The following is an 18,437-nucleotide window of genomic DNA, read 5'->3' on the forward strand; positions in this document are numbered from 1 at the left end:
CGTCGCTCACGAAAGCACTGCCATGACCACCTCCCCCCGCCTCTTCTCCGGCATGCAGCCCTCCGCGGACTCGCTGCAGATCGGTAACTACATCGGCGCGCTCCTGCAGTGGAAGGAGCTGCAGCGGACCCACGACGCGGTCTTCTGCGTCGTCGACCTGCACGCGCTGACCGTCCCGCAGGACCCCGCGACCCTCCGCGCGCAGACCCGGCGCACCGCGGCGCAGTACATCGCAGCGGGGATCGACCCGGAGGCGTCGACACTGTTCGTGCAATCGCACGTGCCGGCGCATGCCGAACTGGCCTGGGTCCTCAACACCCTCACCGGGTTCGGCGAGGCGAGCCGGATGACGCAGTTCAAGGACAAGGCCGCGCGTCAGGGCTCCGACGCCGCGTCGGTCGGCCTGTTCGCCTACCCCGTGCTGATGGCCGCGGACATCCTGCTCTACGGCACCGAGGTCGTGCCGGTCGGCGACGACCAGCGCCAGCACGTGGAGCTGACCCGCGACCTCGCGGGCCGCTTCAACTCCCGCTTCGGCGACACCTTCGTCGTACCCGAGGCCATGACCCTCGCCGAGTCGGCGCGCATCTACGACCTGCAGAATCCGACGGCGAAGATGAGCAAGTCCGCCGAGTCCCATGCGGGCGTGGTGTGGCTGCTCGACGAGCCGTCGGTCACGGCGAAGAAGATCAAGTCCGCCGTCACCGACGCCGACCGCGAGGTGCGGTTCGACCGCGGCGAGAAGCCCGGCGTGAGCAATCTGCTCACCATCCTCGGCGCCTTCACCGGCACCTCCGTGGCCGACCTCGAGCAGCGCTACACCGGGCGCGGGTACGGAGATCTCAAGAAGGATGTCGCGGAGGCCGTGACCGAGACCTTCGGACCCATCCGCGCACGCACGCTCGAGCTCCTCGACGACCCGGCGGAGTTGGACAGGATGCTCGCCGGTAACGCCGACCGGGCCGCCGAGATCGCGACGGCCACCCTGCGAACCGTGTACGACCGTATGGGACTGCTGCCGAGGGCATGACGCCGTGCGCACCGCCCGCCCAGGCGAGGCGGCATACGCTGTGAGGGTGCAGAACGCCTTGGTGATCATCCCGACGTACTGCGAACGGGACGGGTTGACATCCATCGTCGATCGGGTGCTCGCCGCCGACCCCGACCTGGATGTGCTCGTCGTCGATGACAACAGCCCCGACGGCACAGGACAGCTCGCCGACGACCTCGCGGCCGGACGGCCGCGGATGACGGTGCTGCACCGGGCAGGCAAGTCCGGACTCGGGTCGGCCTACATGGCGGGCTTCGACCTGGCACTCGACCGGGGCTACGAGCTGGTGTTCGAGATCGATGCCGACGGATCGCACTCGCCCGAACAGCTTCCCACCCTGCTCGCCGCCCTGCGGAACGGCGCCGACCTGGTGATCGGAAGCCGGTGGATGCCCGGAGGTCGGGTGGTGAACTGGCCGCGCCACCGACGGATCATCTCCCATACCGGCACCTGGTTCGCCCGGATCATGCTCGGATCGCGACTCCGCGACATCACCTCCGGGTATCGCGGGTATCGCGCGGATGTCCTCCGCACCCTCGACCTCAGCACGGTGCACTCCCACGGATACAGCTTCCAGATCGAGATGGCGTGGCTGGTCGAACGCTCGGGGCGCGAGGTGGCGGAACGCCCGATCACCTTCGTCGAACGCACGACCGGTACCTCCAAGATGTCGCTCGGCATCGTGCTGGAGGCGATGTGGCGCGTCACCGTCTGGGGCCTGCGCCACCGCACCGCGACGGCGACCGCCCGCATCCGGCGTCGACGAGCCCCCGCGCCGCTTCGGTAGCGACCGCACGCCTCGGCCGCGGAATAGCGTGCATCCGCCGAGCGTTACCGTACGGTCCGAGGGTTCCGGCTGCGTCCGGTACCGTGAGGTCGGGATAGGACACAGGAATGACAGGCACGACGCACGCGAGCACGCCAGGCGCGTTCGCGACCGCGATGCGCCGCGCCATCTCCCTGTCGACGCTCGGTCCGTCCTGGGGGATCAACCCGCGGGTCGGCTGCGTGCTCCTCGACGTGAACGGTGCCGTGCTCGCCGAGGGCTGGCACCGCGGCGCCGGCACCGCCCATGCCGAGGTCGATGCCCTTTCCCAACTGCCCCCCTCGGCCGCGCGGGGGGCGACCGCCGTCGTCACCCTCGAACCGTGCAATCACACCGGCCGCACCGGCCCGTGCAGCGAGGCGCTCCTCCGCGCCGGCATCGGCCGGCTCGTCTACGGCGTGCGGGACCCCGGACCCGCGTCGTCGGGCGGGGCGGAACGCCTCGCCAACGCCGGCGTGGACGTGATCGGCGGGGTCTCCGCCGACGAGGTGTCCGAGAGCATCCACGCCTGGCTCACGGCCGAACGGTTGCGCCGGCCGTTCGTCACGATCAAGTGGGCGTCGAGCCTCGACGGGCGGATCGCCGCCGCCGACGGATCGAGCAGGTGGATCACCGGCGATCCCGCGCGCCACGACGTGCACGAGCGGCGTGCCGCCGTGGACGCCATCGTCGCCGGAACGGGAACCGTGCTCGCCGACGACCCGAGCCTCACCGCGAGGCGTCCCGACGGAAGCCTCGCCGAGCACCAGCCCGTACCCGTGATCATCGGCGAGCGCCCGGTGCCCGACGATGCGGCCGTGCGCCGCGGACCCGTACCCGCACTCGTCTACCCGGACCGCGACCTCCCCACCGTGCTCACCGACCTCTTCGAGCGCGGCATCCGGTCGGTGTTCGTCGAGGGCGGGCCCACTCTCGCGAGCGCCTTTCTCGCCGCCGGCCTCTGGGACGAGATCCTCACCTATACGGCGCCCGTGCTGATCGGCGGCCCGCGCCTCGCGGTGACCGACATCGGTGTCGGCACGCTGACCGACGCTCCTCGACTCACGGTGCACGACGTGCGGCGGCTCGGCGACGACGTACTGTTCATCACCCGACCGAAGGGACGCTGATCGTGTTCACCGGAATCATCGAAGAACTGGGGCGCGTGACGCGCTGGGACAAGGGGCAGGACTCCGGGCGTCTGACCGTGCGCGGGCCGCTCGCGGTGACCGGAGTGCGGCACGGCGACTCGATCTCCGTGAGCGGCGTCTGCCTCACGGTCGTCGCGAGTGACGCCGAGTCCTTCACCGTCGACGTCATGGCGCAGACCCTCGCGATGAGCACCCTCGGCACCCTGGAGGAGGGCGCCCCGGTCAACCTCGAACGGGCCGCGCTCGTCGGGGACCGGTTGGGCGGCCACATCGTGCAGGGTCACATCGACGGCACGGCGACGCTGGTATCGATCACCGAGGGCGAGGCGTGGCGCGTGCTCCGGTTCACCCTGGAGCACGCGATCGCCCCGCTCGTGGTGGACAAGGGATCCATCGCCGTCTCCGGTGTCAGCCTCACCGTGAGCTCGCTGAGCGCGCCCGAAACGCCGTCGGCCGAAGCCTGGTTCGAGGTGTCCCTCATCCCGGAGACCCTCGCCGCCACCACCCTCGGGGGGCTCGTCCCGGGCGACGTCGTGAACATCGAGACCGACATCCTCGCCCGGCACGTGCGGCGCATGCTGCAGATGGGGGATATGCGATGAGCCTCGCCGACATCCCCGTCGCGCTCGACGCGCTGCGGAGCGGACGACCGATCATCGTGGTCGATGACGAGGGCAGGGAGAACGAGGGGGACGTGGTGCTCGCCGCCGGTCTCGCCAGCCAGGAGTGGATCGCCTGGACGGTGCGGCACTCCTCCGGCTTCCTGTGCGCGCCCATGACCAACGACATCGCCGACCGCCTGGAACTGCCGCTGATGGTGGCGCACAACGAGGATCTGCGCGGCACGGCCTACACGGTCACCGTGGATGCGGCCGACCGCATCACCACCGGCATCAGCGCCGCCGACCGCGCGCACACGATGCGCGTGCTCGCCGACCCGAACGCCACCCCGGCGTCGCTGCACCGACCCGGCCACGTGCTGCCGCTCCGCGCTCTCGACGGCGGCGTGAGGGAACGCGACGGACACACCGAGGCGAGCGTCGACCTGATGAAGCTCGCCGGACTGGTGCCGGTGGCCGTCATCTCCGAGATCGTCGCGGAGGACGGCGAGATGATGCGCCTGCCCGGTCTCCTCGAACTCGGCGAGCGCGAAGCCGTGCCGGTCATCACCATCGCGGCCCTCATCGACTGGCTCGACCTGCATCACCCGCACGCGCCGCTCGCGAGCGCGGCGCCGCTCCCCGAGACATCCCGGGTGATCTTCGAGGTGGAGACCGAGGTCCCCACCGTGCACGGGATGGTCAGGGTGCGGGCGTACCGCGACCGCACCACGGGCGCGGACCATGTGGCCATCGTCGCCGGGAAACCGACGGCGGAGGGCGCGCTCGTGCGGGTGCATTCCGAGTGCCTCACGGGCGAGGCGTTCGGCTCGCTGAAGTGCGAGTGCGGACCCCAGCTCGACTCCGCTCTCGACGCCATCCGCGAGGAGGGGGGCGTGGTGGTCTACCTGCGCGGCCACGAGGGTCGAGGCATCGGCCTCATCAACAAGCTGAAGGCCTACCGGTTGCAGGAGGACGGCCTCGACACGCTCGACGCGAACCTCGCGCTCGGTCTTCCGGGCGACGCACGGGATTACGGCGCAGCCACCGCCATCCTCGAGGATCTGGGCATCACGTCGGTGCGGCTCCTCACCAACAACCCCGAGAAGGTGCGCCAGCTGCGCGACCGCGGCATCGAGGTGAGCGAGCGGGTCTCCCTCGTGGTCGGCATTGGCGCCGAAAACACCGGGTACCTGCAGACCAAGCGCGACAGGATGGGACACAGCATGAGCACGCACCTGCTCGACGGGCTGCACGGGCTCGAGGAATCGAGCGACACCAACGGAAAGGAAGACACCCGATGAGCGGCGAAGGATCCCCCGACATCTCCGTCGACGGACGCGGCATGGCGATCACGATCGTGGCGGGCCGCTGGCACACCGAGATCTCCGACGGACTGCTCGCCGGCGCCCGGCGGGTGCTCGAGGAGTCGGGCGCCGAGGTGCGCGAGGTGCGCGTGCCCGGCAGCTTCGAGCTGCCCGTCGCCGCACTCGCCGCGTTGAACGGCGGCGCGGACGCGGTGGTCGCGCTCGGTGTCATCATCCGCGGCGGTACCCCGCACTTCGAGTACGTGTCGGATGCCGCCACCTCCGGCCTCACCTCGGTGACGGTGAAGACGGGCAAGCCCATCGGCTTCGGCGTGCTCACCCTCGACGACGAGCAGCAGGGCATCGATCGGGCGGGCCTCCCGGGCTCGAAGGAGGACAAGGGCGCCGAGGCGGCGGAGGCCGCGCTCGCCATGGTGGCGGTGCTCCGCTCCCTCGCCTGACCGGGCCCGCGACAGGGGTCCGAACCCGGGCCGCGCGATCGTGGAAGGCTGGAGGCATGAGCGACGTGCAGCACGACCGGTCCGATTCCCGCGTGGCAGAGGCGCCGGCATGGTGGTCGGACGCGGTGGTGTACCAGATCTACCCGCGGAGCTTCGCGGATTCGAACGGCGACGGCATCGGCGACATCGGCGGCATCCGCTCCCGGCTCGACCACCTCGTCGACCTGGGCGTCGACGTGATCTGGCTCTCCCCGATCTACTCGTCGCCGCAGTTCGACAACGGCTACGACATCAGCGACTACCGCGCCATCGCCCCGGAGTTCGGCACCCTCGACGAGCTCGACCTCCTGCTCGACGACGTGCACGCTCGCGGCATGAAGCTCGTGATGGACCTCGTCGTGAATCACACATCGCACCAGCACGCCTGGTTCGAGGAGTCGCGCAGCTCGCGCGACAGCCCGAAGCGCGACTGGTACTGGTGGCGGCGGCCGCGCGAGGGCTTCGAGGCCGGGCAGCCGGGAGCCGAACCGACCAACTGGGGCGCGGCCTTCGCGGGCTCGGCGTGGACCCTGGACGAGGCCACCGGCGAGTACTACCTGCACCTTTTCGCCGAGCAGCAACCGGACCTCAACTGGGAGAACCCGGAGGTGCGCGAGGCCGTCTACGAGATGATGAACTGGTGGCTCGACCGCGGGGTCGACGGCTTCCGCATGGACGTCATCAACTTCATCTCGAAGGACGTGGCGCTGCCCGACGGCCCGCGACGCGAGGGCGCACTTCACGGAGACGGGAGCGCCTCGTACATCAGCGGCCCCCGCATCCACGAGTTCCTGAACGAGATGCACCGCGCCGTGTTCGCCGGGCGCACCGCCGACCTCATCACCGTGGGTGAGATGCCCGGCGTGACGGTGGAGGATGCGCGCCTGTTCACGGACCCCGCCCGGAACGAGCTCGACATGGTGTTCCAGTTCGAGCACATGGACACGGTGTTCGCTCCGCCGCTCGACGACGGCGGCGACGCGTTCCCGTTCGACCCGAAGTGGCACGCCCATCCGCTCGACCTCGTGCTGCTGAAGCGGTCGTTCGGGCGCTGGCAGGAGGAGCTCGCCGAGGTGGGCTGGAACAGCCTCTACCTCGACAACCACGACCGCCCGCGGGTCGTCTCGCGCTACGGGAACGACCGGGAGTTCCGGTACGAGTCCGCGACCGCGTGGGCGACCATCCTGCACCTGCACCGCGGGACGCCCTACATCTACCAGGGCGAGGAGATCGGCATGACGAACGTGTCGTTCTCCTCGATCGATCAGTTCCGCGACATCGAGGCGCTCGGGCATTACGCCCAGGACTCGACCCATTTCGGAACGGACCCGGAGATCATGCTCGCCTCCCTGCGGGCCAAGGGCCGCGACAACGCGCGCACCCCGGTGCAGTGGACGGCGGGCGAGAACGCCGGCTTCACCGAGGGCGAGCCGTGGATCGAGGTCAACGCGAACTGGCGCGAGATCAACGTGGCGGCCGACCGGGCCGCCGAACGCAGCATCTTCGACCACTTCCGGCGTCTCGTCGAGTTGCGCCACTCCGAGAAGACCGTGTCGCTCGGCCGGTTCACGATGCTCGAACCGGCGCATCCGCGCCTCTACGCGTTCACGCGCACCCTCGGCGACGATGCGCTGCTCGTGATGGGCAACATGTCGGACTACCCGCTCGAGTGGGCGGTTCCCGACGGCTGGACCGCAGCGGGCCTGGTGCTGGGCAACTACACCGACGGCGAGGATCCCCGACCGGCCGAGACCCTCCGGCCCTGGGAGGCGCGCATCTACCGACGCTGAGCGCACGGATGAGTGAGGATTGACGTCATGACTCCCGCTCCCGCGACCGTGCTCACCGGCCCCGCGCTGCGCTACGTCGACGACCGCACGGCCACCGTATGGCTGGAAGCATCCGCCCCGGCGACCGTGCGGGTGCGGGCCGCGTCGTCGGCCGGCACGGCGCTCGTCTCCTCCGCGCGCACCTTCGCGGTGCGCGGTCACCACTTCGCCCTCGTGGTACTCGACGGCCTGACGCCCGGATCGGAGCTCAGCTACTCCGTCGAGCTCGACGGCGCCCCCGTCTGGCCGGCGGCCGGCGACGACCGCCCGGCACCCCGGATCCGGCCGCACGACACCGGGCGGGATGTCGACGTGGTGTTCGGGTCCTGCCGCATCGACCGGCCGGACGCCGAGCCGTGGTCGCTCGCGCACGGCTCCCACCTGCACGCCGCAGGCATCGACGCGCTGGCGACCCTGTCCCGGGCGATCCAAGCCGGGGAGCGTCCGCTGCCCGACCTGCTGGTCCTCCTGGGCGACCAGATCTACGCCGACTACCGCCTGTCACCGGAATCCGCTCCCGGCGAGCTCGTCCCGGCCGCGCCCGGCGTGCTGCTGCCGGGCGGGGAGGCGATCACGTTCGAGGAGTACGCCGCGGTGTACCGCAGCGCGTGGGCGCAGCCGGACATCCGGTGGCTGCTCGCCACCGTGCCGTCGGCGATGATCTTCGACGACCACGAGGTGCGCAACAACTGGAACGTCTCGGCGAGCTGGCAGCGGGAGGCGCTGACCTCCCCGGGGTGGGCCGACCAGATCCGCAGCGCCTACGCGGCGTACTGGCTGTACCAGCACGCCGGCAACCTCTCCCCCGACGCGCTGCGCGACGAGGGCGTATGGCCGGCCCTCACCCGCGCCGACCCCGACGCGGGAAACTGCGACGAGGCCCTGTGGAGCTTCGTCACGCGGGCCGACGAGGCCGCCGCGGAAAATCGAGCGTCGCCGTGGAGCTATGACCGGCAGTTGGCCAGCAGCCGCCTGGTCGTGCTCGACACCCGCTCCTCCCGCGTGCTCGACGAGTCGCGCCGCAGCATGTTCACCGGCGGCGAGTGGGACCGGGTCGACAGCCTCCTCCGCGGGGACTGCGACCACCTGCTGGTGGCGACGTCGGTGCCGCTCCTGCTGCACCACGCGCAGCAGGACGCCGAGGCCTGGAACGAGGCGGTGTGCCGCGGGGTGTTCGGGCAGCGCGCGGCCCGGTGGGCCGAGTCGCTCCGCCGGCACGCGAACCTCGACCAGTGGGGCGCCTTCCAGTCGTCGCTCAACCGCCTCGTCGGCATCCTGGGCGACGTGGCCGCGGGACGCCGGGGCGCCGCGCCGCGCACGGTGCTCGTGCTGTCCGGCGACGTGCACCACGCCTACGTGGCCCACCTCGCCTTCCCCCGCTCCGTCGGCGCTCGGGCGCCGGTCGTGCAGATGGTCTGCTCCCCCTTCCGCAACCAGCTCCCCCTGGTGGTGCGGCGCGGGCTCGCCCTGGCGGGCTGGCGGCCGGTGCGCATCCTCACCCGGCTGCTGGCGCGGAGCGCCGGGGTGCGGCGGGCGCCGTTCCGCTGGACCATTCCGACCGGTCCGATGTTCGGCAACTTCGTGGCGAGCCTCCGCCTCACCCGGGACGGCGCCTCCCTCCGCATCGACGAGGCCGTCGCACCGGCAACCGGCGCCGACCGGCCGGTGCTCCGCTCCCGCTCCGAACGGACCGTGCCGGGGCTCAGTCGAGAAAGAGCACGCGCAGCCGCCGCGTCGTGAACACGAGCCCGACGGCGATCATGGCGACGAAGTAGAGCACGTGCCACACCATCGCCACGCTGACGGCGCCCGTGGTGAGCCCCCGCATCAACTCGACCGCGTGCCAGAGCGGCAGGGCTTGGATCACCACCTGGATCCACTCCGGGTACACCGACAGCGGGTAGAAGGTGGCGGAGAACAGGAACATCGGCAGCATCACGAAGTTGATCCAGTCCATCTGCTGGAACGTCTTCATGTATGAGGTGATGACCATGCCGAAGCTCGCGAAGGCGAACGCGACGAGCATCACCGCGGGCAGTGCCAGCAGGGCGAAGAAGGAGAGGTTCAGCCCGAGCACCTGCATGACGATGAGGAACCCGGTCGCGTAGACGGCGCCGCGCAGGAGCGCGAGACCGATCTCGCCGAACGCCACGTCGAGCGGCCCCAGCGACGTGGACAGCATCCCCTGGTAGAGCTTCGAGTAGTTCATCTTGAAGAACACGTTCCAGGTGGAGTCGTAGACCGCACCGTTCATCGCCGACACGGCGAGCAGTGCCGGAGCAATGAAGGCGCCGTAGCTCACATCCTGGCCCGTCGAGGTACTGACCGCGCCGACGAGCCCGCCGAGACCGAATCCCATGGCGAGGAGATAGAAGACAGGCTCGAAGAAGCCGCTGAGCACCACCAGCCAGTTGGTGCTCCTCGTCGCGAGCAACCCTCGCGCCACGACCGAGCGGGCGTTGCCCGCGTAGAGGGCCCGCATGCCCGCGGGCAGCTGCCGGCCGGTGCCCGAACGCTCCAGCACGCTCACTTGTTCAGCCTCCGCGTGGCGACCCGGCGGGACACCAGCCAGCCGACCACCAGCCAGGCGGACAGATACGCCACGTGCAGCACCGTCAGCCAGAGCGGTTCGGCATGCCCGTAGCTGAACACCCGGCCGAGCTCGGTGCCGTGCCAGAGCGGAGAGATCCAGCCGATCCACTGGAGTCCGACGGGGAGCTGCGACAGCGGGAAGAAGGTGCCGGAGAAGAGGAACATGGGCGTGAGGCCGAACCGCATCAGCATGGCGATCTGGCCCGTGTCGGTCTGCAGCGTGGCGGTGTAGGACATGAGCACCGCGCCCACCGCCATTCCGGTGGCGACCGCGGCGAGGATGCTGAGCCAGCCGAGCATCGACGGCACCGCACCGAACACGAGCATGACGAGGTAGTAGACGACGCAGCTCGGCAGCATCCGGAACAGCACGGCGAGCAGCTGGCCGTCGACGATCTGCCGGGGGGAGATGGGCGCGGCGTTGATCGCGAAGAAGATGGGGTTCCACTTGAAGCCACCGAAGATCGGATAGGTGAACTCCTCCGACGCGATGGTGACGGCCGCGGTCGCGAGCAGTGCCGGCGCCACGAAAGCGAGGTAGCCGACGTCGCCGACGGAGGATCCGTCGAGGTTCCGGTCGACCAGGGTCGCGAGCCCCACCCCCAGCGCGAACAGGTAGACCAGCGGGTTGCCGATCCCCGTCGCGATGATCGTGCCGCGGTAGCTCGCCATTCCGCGCAGCCGGTGCTCGGTGACGTACCAGGCGCCGAAGCGGCGGGGACGCGAGCCCGCGGCGATCGCCGCCCGGGCCTGCGCCGAACCGCCGGCCGCGTCGGAGACGGCCGGGTCGGTGGCGAATGGAGTGCCGGTTCCCCGGCGGAGGGGTCCGCTCATTCGATCAGGCTTCGTCCGGTGAGGCGCAGGAACACGTCCTCGAGGCTCGATCGGCGCACGAGGCTGGTGAGGGGGTGCAGTCCCTGCTCGGTGATGCGCGTCAGCACCGCCTCGCCGTTCGCACTGTAGATCAGCACCCGGTCGGGCAGCACCTCGATGCGGTCGCCGGTGCCGGCGAGACGCTCCGCCACCGCCTCGTTGCGGTCGGAGCCGAAGCGCACCTCGAGCACCTCCCGGCTGGAGTACCGTCGGATCAGGTCGGCGGGCGAGCCCTCGGCCATGATGGCGCCCTTGTCGACGACCACGAGGCGGTCGCAGAGCTGCTCCGCCTCGTCCATGTAGTGGGTGGTGAGAACGAGGGTGGTGCCCTGCTCCTTGAGGCGGAACAGCCGGTCCCAGAGGATGTGCCGCGCCTGCGGGTCCAGTCCGGTCGTCGGCTCGTCGAGCAGCAGGATGCGCGGGTCGTTGATGAGCGCCCGGGCGATGGTGAGCCGGCGCTTCATGCCGCCCGAGAGATCGTCCACCTTCGCCTTGGCGCGGTCCTCCAGCTGCGCGAACGCCAGAAGCTCGTCGGCGCGCCGGTGCACCACCTTGCGGGGGATGCCGAAGTAACGGCCGTAGACCAGAAGATTGTCCCGGGCGCGGAGCTCCAGGTCCAGGTTGTCGGCCTGCGGCACGACACCGAGCTGGGCACGGATCTCCGGTCCGCTGTCGTCCGGGTCGAGGTCGAGGATGCGCAGGCTCCCGCTGGTGCGCGTGGAGACGGCGCCCACCATCCGCATCGTGGTCGACTTGCCCGCGCCGTTCGGCCCGAGCAGGCCGAAGGACTCGCCGGGGGCCACCTCGAAGGAGATCCCGTCCACCGCGGCGAAGTCCCCGTAGGTCTTGGTCAGGTCGGTCGCGGTGATGACGGGCGCAGGCACGGAGGGATTCTAGTCCGCACGTCCGACGACGCGGGGCCGGGGCGTACCCAACGCCCGACGCGGGGCCGGGGCGTATCCATCGCCCGACGCGGGGCCGCCCGCTCGGCCCACGGTCCGTCAACCCAAATTGACGCCCGCACGCCTGTCAATTAGTGTTGCCGGCATGGACTCGGGAAACATCTCCGCACTGGCGGAGAACGCCGGCTCCGATGATCCCATCCGCGCCCTTCGCGCCATCGCGCAGCTGCGGCGGGAACTGGATCGCGTCGAAGCGGTGACCGTGCGTCGCGCCCGGACGAGCGGATTCTCCTGGCAGGTCATCGCCATGTGCCTCGGGGTGAGCCGTCAGGCCGTTCACAAGAAGTACGGGCGACGCTAGTCGTCCGATCGATCAGGAGAACCAACGCATGAGTACCGCCACGTCGTCGCGCCCTGCCAAGGCCGCCCGTCCCGCCCTTCGCCTGGGTCGACGGGCGCCGGCAGGAACGACCGAAGGGCCGCGGGCGCGATTCGGCGACCTCCTGCCCTACCTGCTCGAGCACAAGAAGATCCTCTCCGTGGTCACGGTGCTGAGCCTTCTCGGCGCCGCCGCGAGCCTCGCCCAGCCCCTGCTGGTGAGCCAGGTCATCACCGTCGTGGAGCAGAACGATCCGCTCGGACCGCTGGTCTGGACCCTCGTGACGCTCGTCGTGCTCAGCGCGCTCATTTCGGGATATCAGCACTACCTCCTGCAGCGCACCGGGGAGAGCGTGGTGCTGTCGTCGCGGCGAGCGCTCGTCGGGCGGATGCTCCGGTTGCCCATCCGCGAGTTCGACACCCGCCGCACCGGAGACCTCGTCTCCCGTGTCGGGTCGGACACCACGCTCCTCCGCGCCGTGCTCACGCAGGGTCTCGTGGAGGCGATCGGTGGCTCCGTCACCTTCGTCGGCGCTCTCATCGCGATGCTCATCATCGACCCCGTGCTGCTCGGCCTCACCGTGCTCGTCGTCGCGGTTTCGGTGGTGACGGTCACGGTGCTCTCCGGGCGCATCCGGGTCGCGAGCCTCGCCGCGCAGGAACGCGTGGGAGACCTCGCCTCGAGCGTCGAGCGGGCCATCAGCGCGGTGCGCACCGTGCGCGCGTCGAACGCGACCGACCGGGAGGTCGCCGCGATCGAGCGCGACGCCGAGGCCGCGTGGCGCATGGGCATCCAGGTCGCCAGGATCTCCGCGCTCGTCGTGCCGGTGGCCGGGATCGCCATGCAGGTGTCGTTCCTCGTGGTGCTGGGCGTCGGCGGATTCCGGGTGGCGAACGGCGACATCACCATCGCGAACCTCGTGTCGTTCATCCTCTTCCTCTTCCTCATGATCCTGCCGCTCGGGCAGGCGTTCGGCGCCATCACCTCGGTGAACTCGGCGCTCGGGGCGCTCGGCCGCATCCAGGAGATCATCGCGATCCCCGCCGAGAGCGACGGTGACCGTGCCATCGCCCCGCTCGCCGTCGACGCCGCCACCGGCCGAGCGGCGTCGGCTGCGCCCGCGATCGAGTTCGATGACGTGTGGTTCCGGTACGAGGGCGAGCCGGCCGACGGGACTGCGGATGCGCCCGCCGACACCGGGGGCGAGACCGAGGCGGTGCCGGTGCGGGCGCCCGTGCTGAACGGGGTGAGTTTCCGCGCCGAGCGCGGTACGCGCACGGCCCTGGTCGGGCCCTCCGGAGCCGGGAAGAGCACCATCCTGTCGCTGATCGAGCGCTTCTACGACCCGACCGACGGCGCCGTGCTGCTGGGTGGTCTCGACGTGCGCTCCCTCGGCCGCGAGGAGTTGCGCTCCCAGATCGGCTACGTGGAGCAGGACGCGCCCGTGCTGGCGGGTAGCATCCGCGACAATCTCACGCTCGGTGCTCCCGATGCCACGGATGAGGAGTGCATCCGGGTGCTGCATTCCGTGAACCTGACCGAGGTGCTCGAACGCAACCCGCTCGGCCTCTCGGCGCCGGTGGGCGAGGATGGCGTGATGCTCTCCGGTGGCGAACGCCAGCGACTCGCCATCGCACGCACCATCCTCGCCGCTCCGCCGATCTTGCTGCTCGACGAGTCGACCTCGAGCCTCGACGGCCTGAACGAGCAGCGCCTGCGGGAGGCGATCGACGCGGTCGCCGAGAATCGCACGCTCATCGTGATCGCGCACCGGTTGTCGACCGTCGTCGACTCCGACCGCATCGTGGTGCTCGATCACGGTGTGGTCGTCGGAACCGGCACCCACTCCGAGCTCGTCGCGAGCACCCCGCTCTATCGCGATCTCGCGAAGCACCAGCTGCTGGTGTAGCACCGACGCCCGGCCGGCGCCGGGCTACTTCTGGCAGCTCACGTTGGTGACGCCGAATCCGGTCCCGGTGAGGGTGTTGTCGCAGCCGACGATCGCGCCGGTGCCCGGGGTGGTGATCCGGACGCCGTAGAAGGCGGGGTTCACGTCGGCGGCGGAGTTCCCGACGAAGACGTTGTTCCTCCCCCACCCCTCGACCGTGGCGACCTCGACGGACTTGATGCCGTCCTCCGGCGAGTTCGTGCCGCTGTTGCCCTCGACGATGTAGTCGTTCCCGCTGACAGAGATCCAGGACAGCGCGTACCGGGTGTCGAGGAGCGCGCCGTCGATCGTGTTGCTGGCGATCCAGCCCTGTTCCGTACCGGACTTCGCCTCGATCCCCTCCACCGTGGTGGCGGTGATGACGTTCGACAGCACCGAGTTGCGGTTGCTGCGGTCGGGAAGGCAGTCCGAGAACGTGCACCAGTTCGAAGGGTCGGAGCCGATGTAGATGCCCTCACCGTACTCGGGCGTGTACAGACCCGTCCGGTGAATCGTGTTGGCGAGAACGAAGCTGTCCGTGGTGTTCGTCCGAAGGTGGACGGCCTCCTCGCCGATGTCCGACAGCGCGATGTCCGAGACCGTGATGGCGGAACTGTTCACCACCATCACCCCCTTCTTCACATTGCGTATTGTCATGCCCGTCAGGATGACGTGCGAGGACGAGGTCATCTGGAAGCCGTATCCCGAGGTGAAGCTTCCGGCGTCGAACACCGCGTCCCGGCTGCCGCAAATCCAGATCGGCTGGTCCGCGGTTCCCGCGGCCGAGATGTCGAAGTTCGCCCCGTAGCTCCCGGGCGCGACGGCGATCACGTCACCGGCCTTGGCCGCGCCGAGGGCCGAGGCCAGCTCGCGGTTCGACGTGACCGTGACCGTGGCGGTGGGACAGTTGGCGTAGCGGCCCTGCGACACGACAGGGGCCGCAACGGTGCTGGCCGACGTCGCCGCGGACGGGGCCGACTCGTTGCCGCTCGAGTCGACGGCCGTGACGCGATAGGAGTGGGTGCTGTCCGGGTCGAGTCCCACGTCGAGCATGGAGACGTCCGCGGGGGTGAACTCCTGCAGTAGCGTGTGCTCGCCGGCCGGGTCGGCTCGGTACAGCCGGTACGCGGTCACGTCCGGGGCGGTCACCGGGTCCCAGCGCACCAGGAGCCCTTTCCGCTCGGGAGCGATGCGGGGAGCTGCCGGTGAATCCGGGGCTGTGCTGTCCAGGACGATGAAGCCGTCCACCGAGATCTCCGACCCGGTGGAGTTCACATTCTTGGTGCCAGTCCGTTCTACGACGATGGAGTGCGTGCCGTGCGTCAGGCCGGTGAGTTCGAAGACCACCTGCTGATCGCGTCGAGTCGACGAGTACAGGTCGACCAGCCGGACGGAATGCCCGTCGATGTAGACCTTGCCGATGCCCGAGTAATGGTTGGTGCGGGTCACCCAACGGATGCCGGTGCCCTCGAAGTCGAAGCGCACCGACGACAGACCGTCGGCGGACACCCGGTAGGAGCCGTCGAGGTCCGCGGTGGACTCGACGGTGCGCCAGGACCGGTCGTAGGTCAGCAGACCCGACTCGCTGTCGTACGTGCCGGAGGCGGGCACCGTGGTCAGCGAACTGGCGCTGACGAAATCGGTGACGACGAACGCGTCGAGGAAGACGCTGCTGCCGCTCGAGGCGGAGTTCCGCTCTCCGCTCAGTTCGATCCGGATGGTGTGCTCCCCCGCGTCGAGGACATCGGACTCGAAGACGACCGCCTGGTACACCGGGGAGGCCGAGTACAGGTCGACGGAGCCGACCTTCAGTCCGTCGATGTACACGGTGCCGATCCCGGCGTAGTCGTTCGTCCGCGACACCCACTTCACGCTCGTGCCGGTGAACTTGAGCTGTGCGGAGCCGGCGCTGTTCAGACGGCCGTGCGATCCGCCGCTGTCGCTGCCGGAGGAGACGGTGGACCACGTGCCCGATCGGGCGATGGCCGGGGAGCCGTCCTCGTGCGTGCCCGAACCGACCGCGGCGTCGAGCACGACCAGATTGTCGAGGAAGATGTTCGACCCGGTCGAGCCGGCGTTCCGCGTTCCCGCGCGCTCGATCCGGATGGTGTGCTCGCCCCTCTCCAGCGGACCCGAGTCGAAGACCACCGTCTGGAAGGTGGCCGACGGGGAGTAGAGGTCGACGGAGGCCACCTTCACGTCGTCGACGTAGACGGTGGCGATACCGGCGTAGCTGTTCGTGCGGGCGACCCAGCGCACGCCCGTTCCCGCGAACCTCAGTTCGGCGGACCCGTAGGCGTCGAGGCGCCCGTGCGAGCCGCCACCGTCGGAGTCGGACAGGGTCGTCGACCACGGGCCGTTCAGGATGATCGGGGCCGCGCCGTCCTCGTACGTCCCCTCCACGACGGGCGTGTTGGCGACCACCAGGCTGTCGAGGAAGATGCTCCCCCCGGTGGAGGCGGGGTTCCGGGTGCCCGTGCGCTCCACCCGGATCGTGTGCACCCCGGGGGTGAGCACTCCGGAGTCGTACACCACGGTCCGGTAGGTGGTGGTCGCCGAGTACAGGTCCACGGTCGCCACCTTCACGCCATCGAGATACACCGTCGCGATGCCGGCGTAGTCGTTGGTGCGGGAGATCCACTGCACACCGGTGCCGACGAACTTCAGCTGGGCGTCACCGATGCCGCCGAGTCGGCCGTACGAGCCGCCGCTGTCGTAGCCGGAGGTGATGGTGGACCACGTGCCGGACGTGACGATGGAGGGCGATCCGTTCTCGTGGATGCCGGCCTCCACCGGCGTGTCCTCGACGACGAGACTGTCGAGATAGATGTTCGATCCGGTGGACGCGGGGTTCTTGCCGCCGCTGCGCTCGATCCGGATGGTGTGCTCGCCCCGGGTCAGCGGGCCGGAATCGAACACCACGGTCCGGTAGCGCGCCGAGGCGGAGTACAGGTCGACGGTCGCCACCTTGGCGCCGTCGATGAAGACGTGGGCCATGCCCGCGTAGCTGTTGGTGCGGGCCATCCACCGCACGGTCGTGCCGAGGAAGCGCAGCTCGGCGGTTCCCAGCGCATCGAGGCGGTCGTGCGATCCCGCGCTGTCCGACCCGGACGTGACGGTGTACCAGGGGCCGTCGAGCACGATGGACTCGGACCCGTTCTCGTGGGTCCCGGCCTCGACGGCGATGTTGTCGACGATCATGCTGTCGAGGAAGATGCTCCCGCCGGTGGAGGCGCTGTTGCGGGTGCCCGTGTGCTCCACGCGGAACGTGTGCACTCCGGGCGTCAGGGGCCCGGAGTCGAACACCACCGTGCGGTAGGTCATGGCCGCCGAGTAGAGATCCACCGTCGCGACCTTGGCTCCGTCGAGGTACACGGCGGCGATGCCGGCGTAGTCGTTGGTGCGGGAGAGCCACTGGATGCTGGTGCCCATGAACTTCAGCTGGGCCGACCCGGTGCCGCCGAGGCGCCCGTAGGTGCCGCCGCTGTCGTACCCGGAGGTGACGGTGGACCAGGCACCGGTCATGGTGAGGGCGGGGTCGCCATCCTCGTGGATGCCCACGTCGACCGGGGCGTCATCGACGACGATGCTGTCCAGGAACAGGTTGGAACCGGTCGAGGAGGGATTCCTCGTGCCGCTCCGCTCGATCCGGATCGTGTGCTCCCCGCGGGTCAGCGGACCGGAGTCGAAGACGACGGCCTTGTAGGCGGCCGTGGCGGAGTACAGGTCCACCGTCTGCGCCAGCGTGCCGTCGATGTAGACGGAGGCGATGCCCGCGTAGCTGTTGGTGCGGGAGATCCAGCGCACGCTCGTTCCCGAGAACCGAAGATCCGCGGATCCGGCCGCGTCGATCCGCGTGTGCGATCCCCCGCTGTCGTAGCCCGACGTCACCGTGAGCCACGCTCCCGTCATCACGATCGGCGCGGCCCCGTTTTCGTAGGTTCCGGAGAGCACCGGCGCGTTGGAAACCACCAAGCTGTCGAGGAAGATGTTGGTACCGGTCGAGGCCGCGTTCTTCGTGCCGGTGCGCTCGATCCGGATGGTGTGGTCGCCGGGCTTGAGGTCACCGGAGTCGAACACGATCGCGCGATACGCGGCGGACGGGCTGTACAGGTCGACGGACTTCACCTTCACGTCGTCGAGGTACACGTCGGCGATGCCGGCGTAACCGTTGGTCCGAGCGGTCCACTGCACGCCCGTGCCGGTGAACTGCAGCGTGGCGCCGCCCACGCTGTCCATCCGCGCGTGCGATCCGCCACTGTCGTAGCCCGACGCGACCGTGGACCAGCCGCCCTCCCAGGTGATGGCCGGCGACCCGTTCTCATAGGTCCCCGCCGCATTCGCCGGAGGCGAGGTGGTCTCAGCGTTCGCCGCACTCGTTCCTCCCGGTGCCAGGAACATCCCCGCCGCCAGAACCGACACCAGCGCATAGACGACGGCTCGACGTGAGCCCCGTGCTCGGACATCTCGATTGAGCATGGGTGTGTTCCCCCCGGTGATTCGCATGGCCGGCACCCCACCC

General features: G+C 69.8%; 14 protein-coding genes. 10 read left to right on the forward strand and 4 right to left on the reverse strand.

Annotation, left to right across the window (positions count from 1 at the left end; genetic code table 11):
* The first annotated feature begins 22 nt into the window (after positions 1–22).
* The 8 genes from trpS to EY822_RS03395 all read left to right on the forward strand — a co-directional run bounded on the left by trpS (position 23) and on the right by EY822_RS03395 (position 8,982).
* Positions 23–1,030, forward strand: coding sequence for a tryptophan--tRNA ligase (gene trpS, locus EY822_RS03360; RefSeq protein ID WP_150306983.1), 1,008 nt, complete (start codon positions 23–25; stop codon positions 1,028–1,030).
* Between the two features lie 46 nt (positions 1,031–1,076).
* Positions 1,077–1,838, forward strand: a complete 762-nt coding sequence (locus EY822_RS03365) for a polyprenol monophosphomannose synthase (RefSeq protein ID WP_227496984.1) — start codon at positions 1,077–1,079, stop codon at positions 1,836–1,838.
* A 107-nt stretch (positions 1,839–1,945) separates the two neighbouring features.
* Positions 1,946–2,986 (forward strand): bifunctional diaminohydroxyphosphoribosylaminopyrimidine deaminase/5-amino-6-(5-phosphoribosylamino)uracil reductase RibD, encoded by a 1,041-nt coding sequence (ribD, locus tag EY822_RS03370; protein WP_227496985.1) that lies wholly within the window; start codon positions 1,946–1,948, stop codon positions 2,984–2,986.
* Between the two features lie 2 nt (positions 2,987–2,988).
* Entirely contained in the window at positions 2,989–3,609 is a 621-nt protein-coding gene (locus EY822_RS03375; protein ID WP_150306985.1) for a riboflavin synthase, read from the forward strand.
* On the forward strand, positions 3,606–4,910 hold the full coding sequence (gene ribA / locus EY822_RS03380; RefSeq protein ID WP_150306986.1) for a GTP cyclohydrolase II: 1,305 nt from the start codon (positions 3,606–3,608) through the stop codon (positions 4,908–4,910). The genes EY822_RS03375 and ribA overlap by 4 nt, the downstream gene beginning before the upstream one ends.
* Positions 4,907–5,374: a 6,7-dimethyl-8-ribityllumazine synthase gene (gene ribH, locus EY822_RS03385; RefSeq protein ID WP_150306987.1), complete on the forward strand. Its 468-nt coding sequence runs from the start codon at positions 4,907–4,909 to the stop codon at positions 5,372–5,374. Before ribA ends, ribH begins: the two co-directional genes overlap by 4 nt.
* 56 nt (positions 5,375–5,430) lie before the next feature.
* A complete protein-coding gene (locus EY822_RS03390) occupies positions 5,431–7,203 on the forward strand; it encodes a glycoside hydrolase family 13 protein (RefSeq protein WP_150306988.1) in 1,773 nt (590 codons plus the stop codon).
* A gap of 27 nt (positions 7,204–7,230) precedes the next feature.
* Positions 7,231–8,982, forward strand: a complete 1,752-nt coding sequence (locus EY822_RS03395) for an alkaline phosphatase D family protein (protein WP_150306989.1) — start codon at positions 7,231–7,233, stop codon at positions 8,980–8,982.
* On the opposite strand, the gene EY822_RS03400 is transcribed toward EY822_RS03395, so the two are convergent.
* Genes EY822_RS03400 through EY822_RS03410 form a run of 3 tightly spaced genes read right to left on the reverse strand, consistent with a single transcriptional unit; the run spans position 8,945 to position 11,591 of the window.
* Complete coding sequence (locus EY822_RS03400; protein WP_150308739.1) at positions 8,945–9,724, reverse strand: ABC transporter permease; 780 nt, start codon at positions 9,722–9,724, stop codon at positions 8,945–8,947. The genes EY822_RS03395 and EY822_RS03400 overlap by 38 nt on opposite strands.
* A gap of 44 nt (positions 9,725–9,768) precedes the next feature.
* Positions 9,769–10,668: an ABC transporter permease gene (locus EY822_RS03405; RefSeq protein WP_150306990.1), complete on the reverse strand. Its 900-nt coding sequence runs from the start codon at positions 10,666–10,668 to the stop codon at positions 9,769–9,771.
* Complete coding sequence (locus tag EY822_RS03410) at positions 10,665–11,591, reverse strand: ABC transporter ATP-binding protein (protein ID WP_150306991.1); 927 nt, start codon at positions 11,589–11,591, stop codon at positions 10,665–10,667. Before EY822_RS03410 ends, EY822_RS03405 begins: the two co-directional genes overlap by 4 nt.
* A gap of 163 nt (positions 11,592–11,754) precedes the next feature.
* Between EY822_RS03410 and EY822_RS03415 the strand changes: the two genes are divergently transcribed.
* Both EY822_RS03415 and EY822_RS03420 read left to right on the forward strand, forming a co-directional pair.
* Positions 11,755–11,970, forward strand: coding sequence for a hypothetical protein (locus tag EY822_RS03415; RefSeq protein WP_150306992.1), 216 nt, complete (start codon positions 11,755–11,757; stop codon positions 11,968–11,970).
* Between the two features lie 28 nt (positions 11,971–11,998).
* A complete protein-coding gene (locus tag EY822_RS03420; protein ID WP_150306993.1) occupies positions 11,999–13,897 on the forward strand; it encodes an ABC transporter ATP-binding protein in 1,899 nt (632 codons plus the stop codon).
* Between the two features lie 24 nt (positions 13,898–13,921).
* Here EY822_RS03420 and EY822_RS03425 read toward each other — a convergent pair whose 3' ends face one another.
* Positions 13,922–18,394 carry a right-handed parallel beta-helix repeat-containing protein gene (locus EY822_RS03425; protein WP_150306994.1) on the reverse strand — a complete coding sequence of 1,491 codons (4,473 nt, stop codon included), beginning with the start codon at positions 18,392–18,394 and terminating at the stop codon, positions 13,922–13,924.
* Positions 18,395–18,437 lie beyond the last annotated feature (43 nt).

Source organism: Planctomonas psychrotolerans (genome assembly GCF_008642235.1).
Classification (GTDB): Bacteria; Actinomycetota; Actinomycetes; order Actinomycetales; family Microbacteriaceae; genus Planctomonas; species Planctomonas psychrotolerans.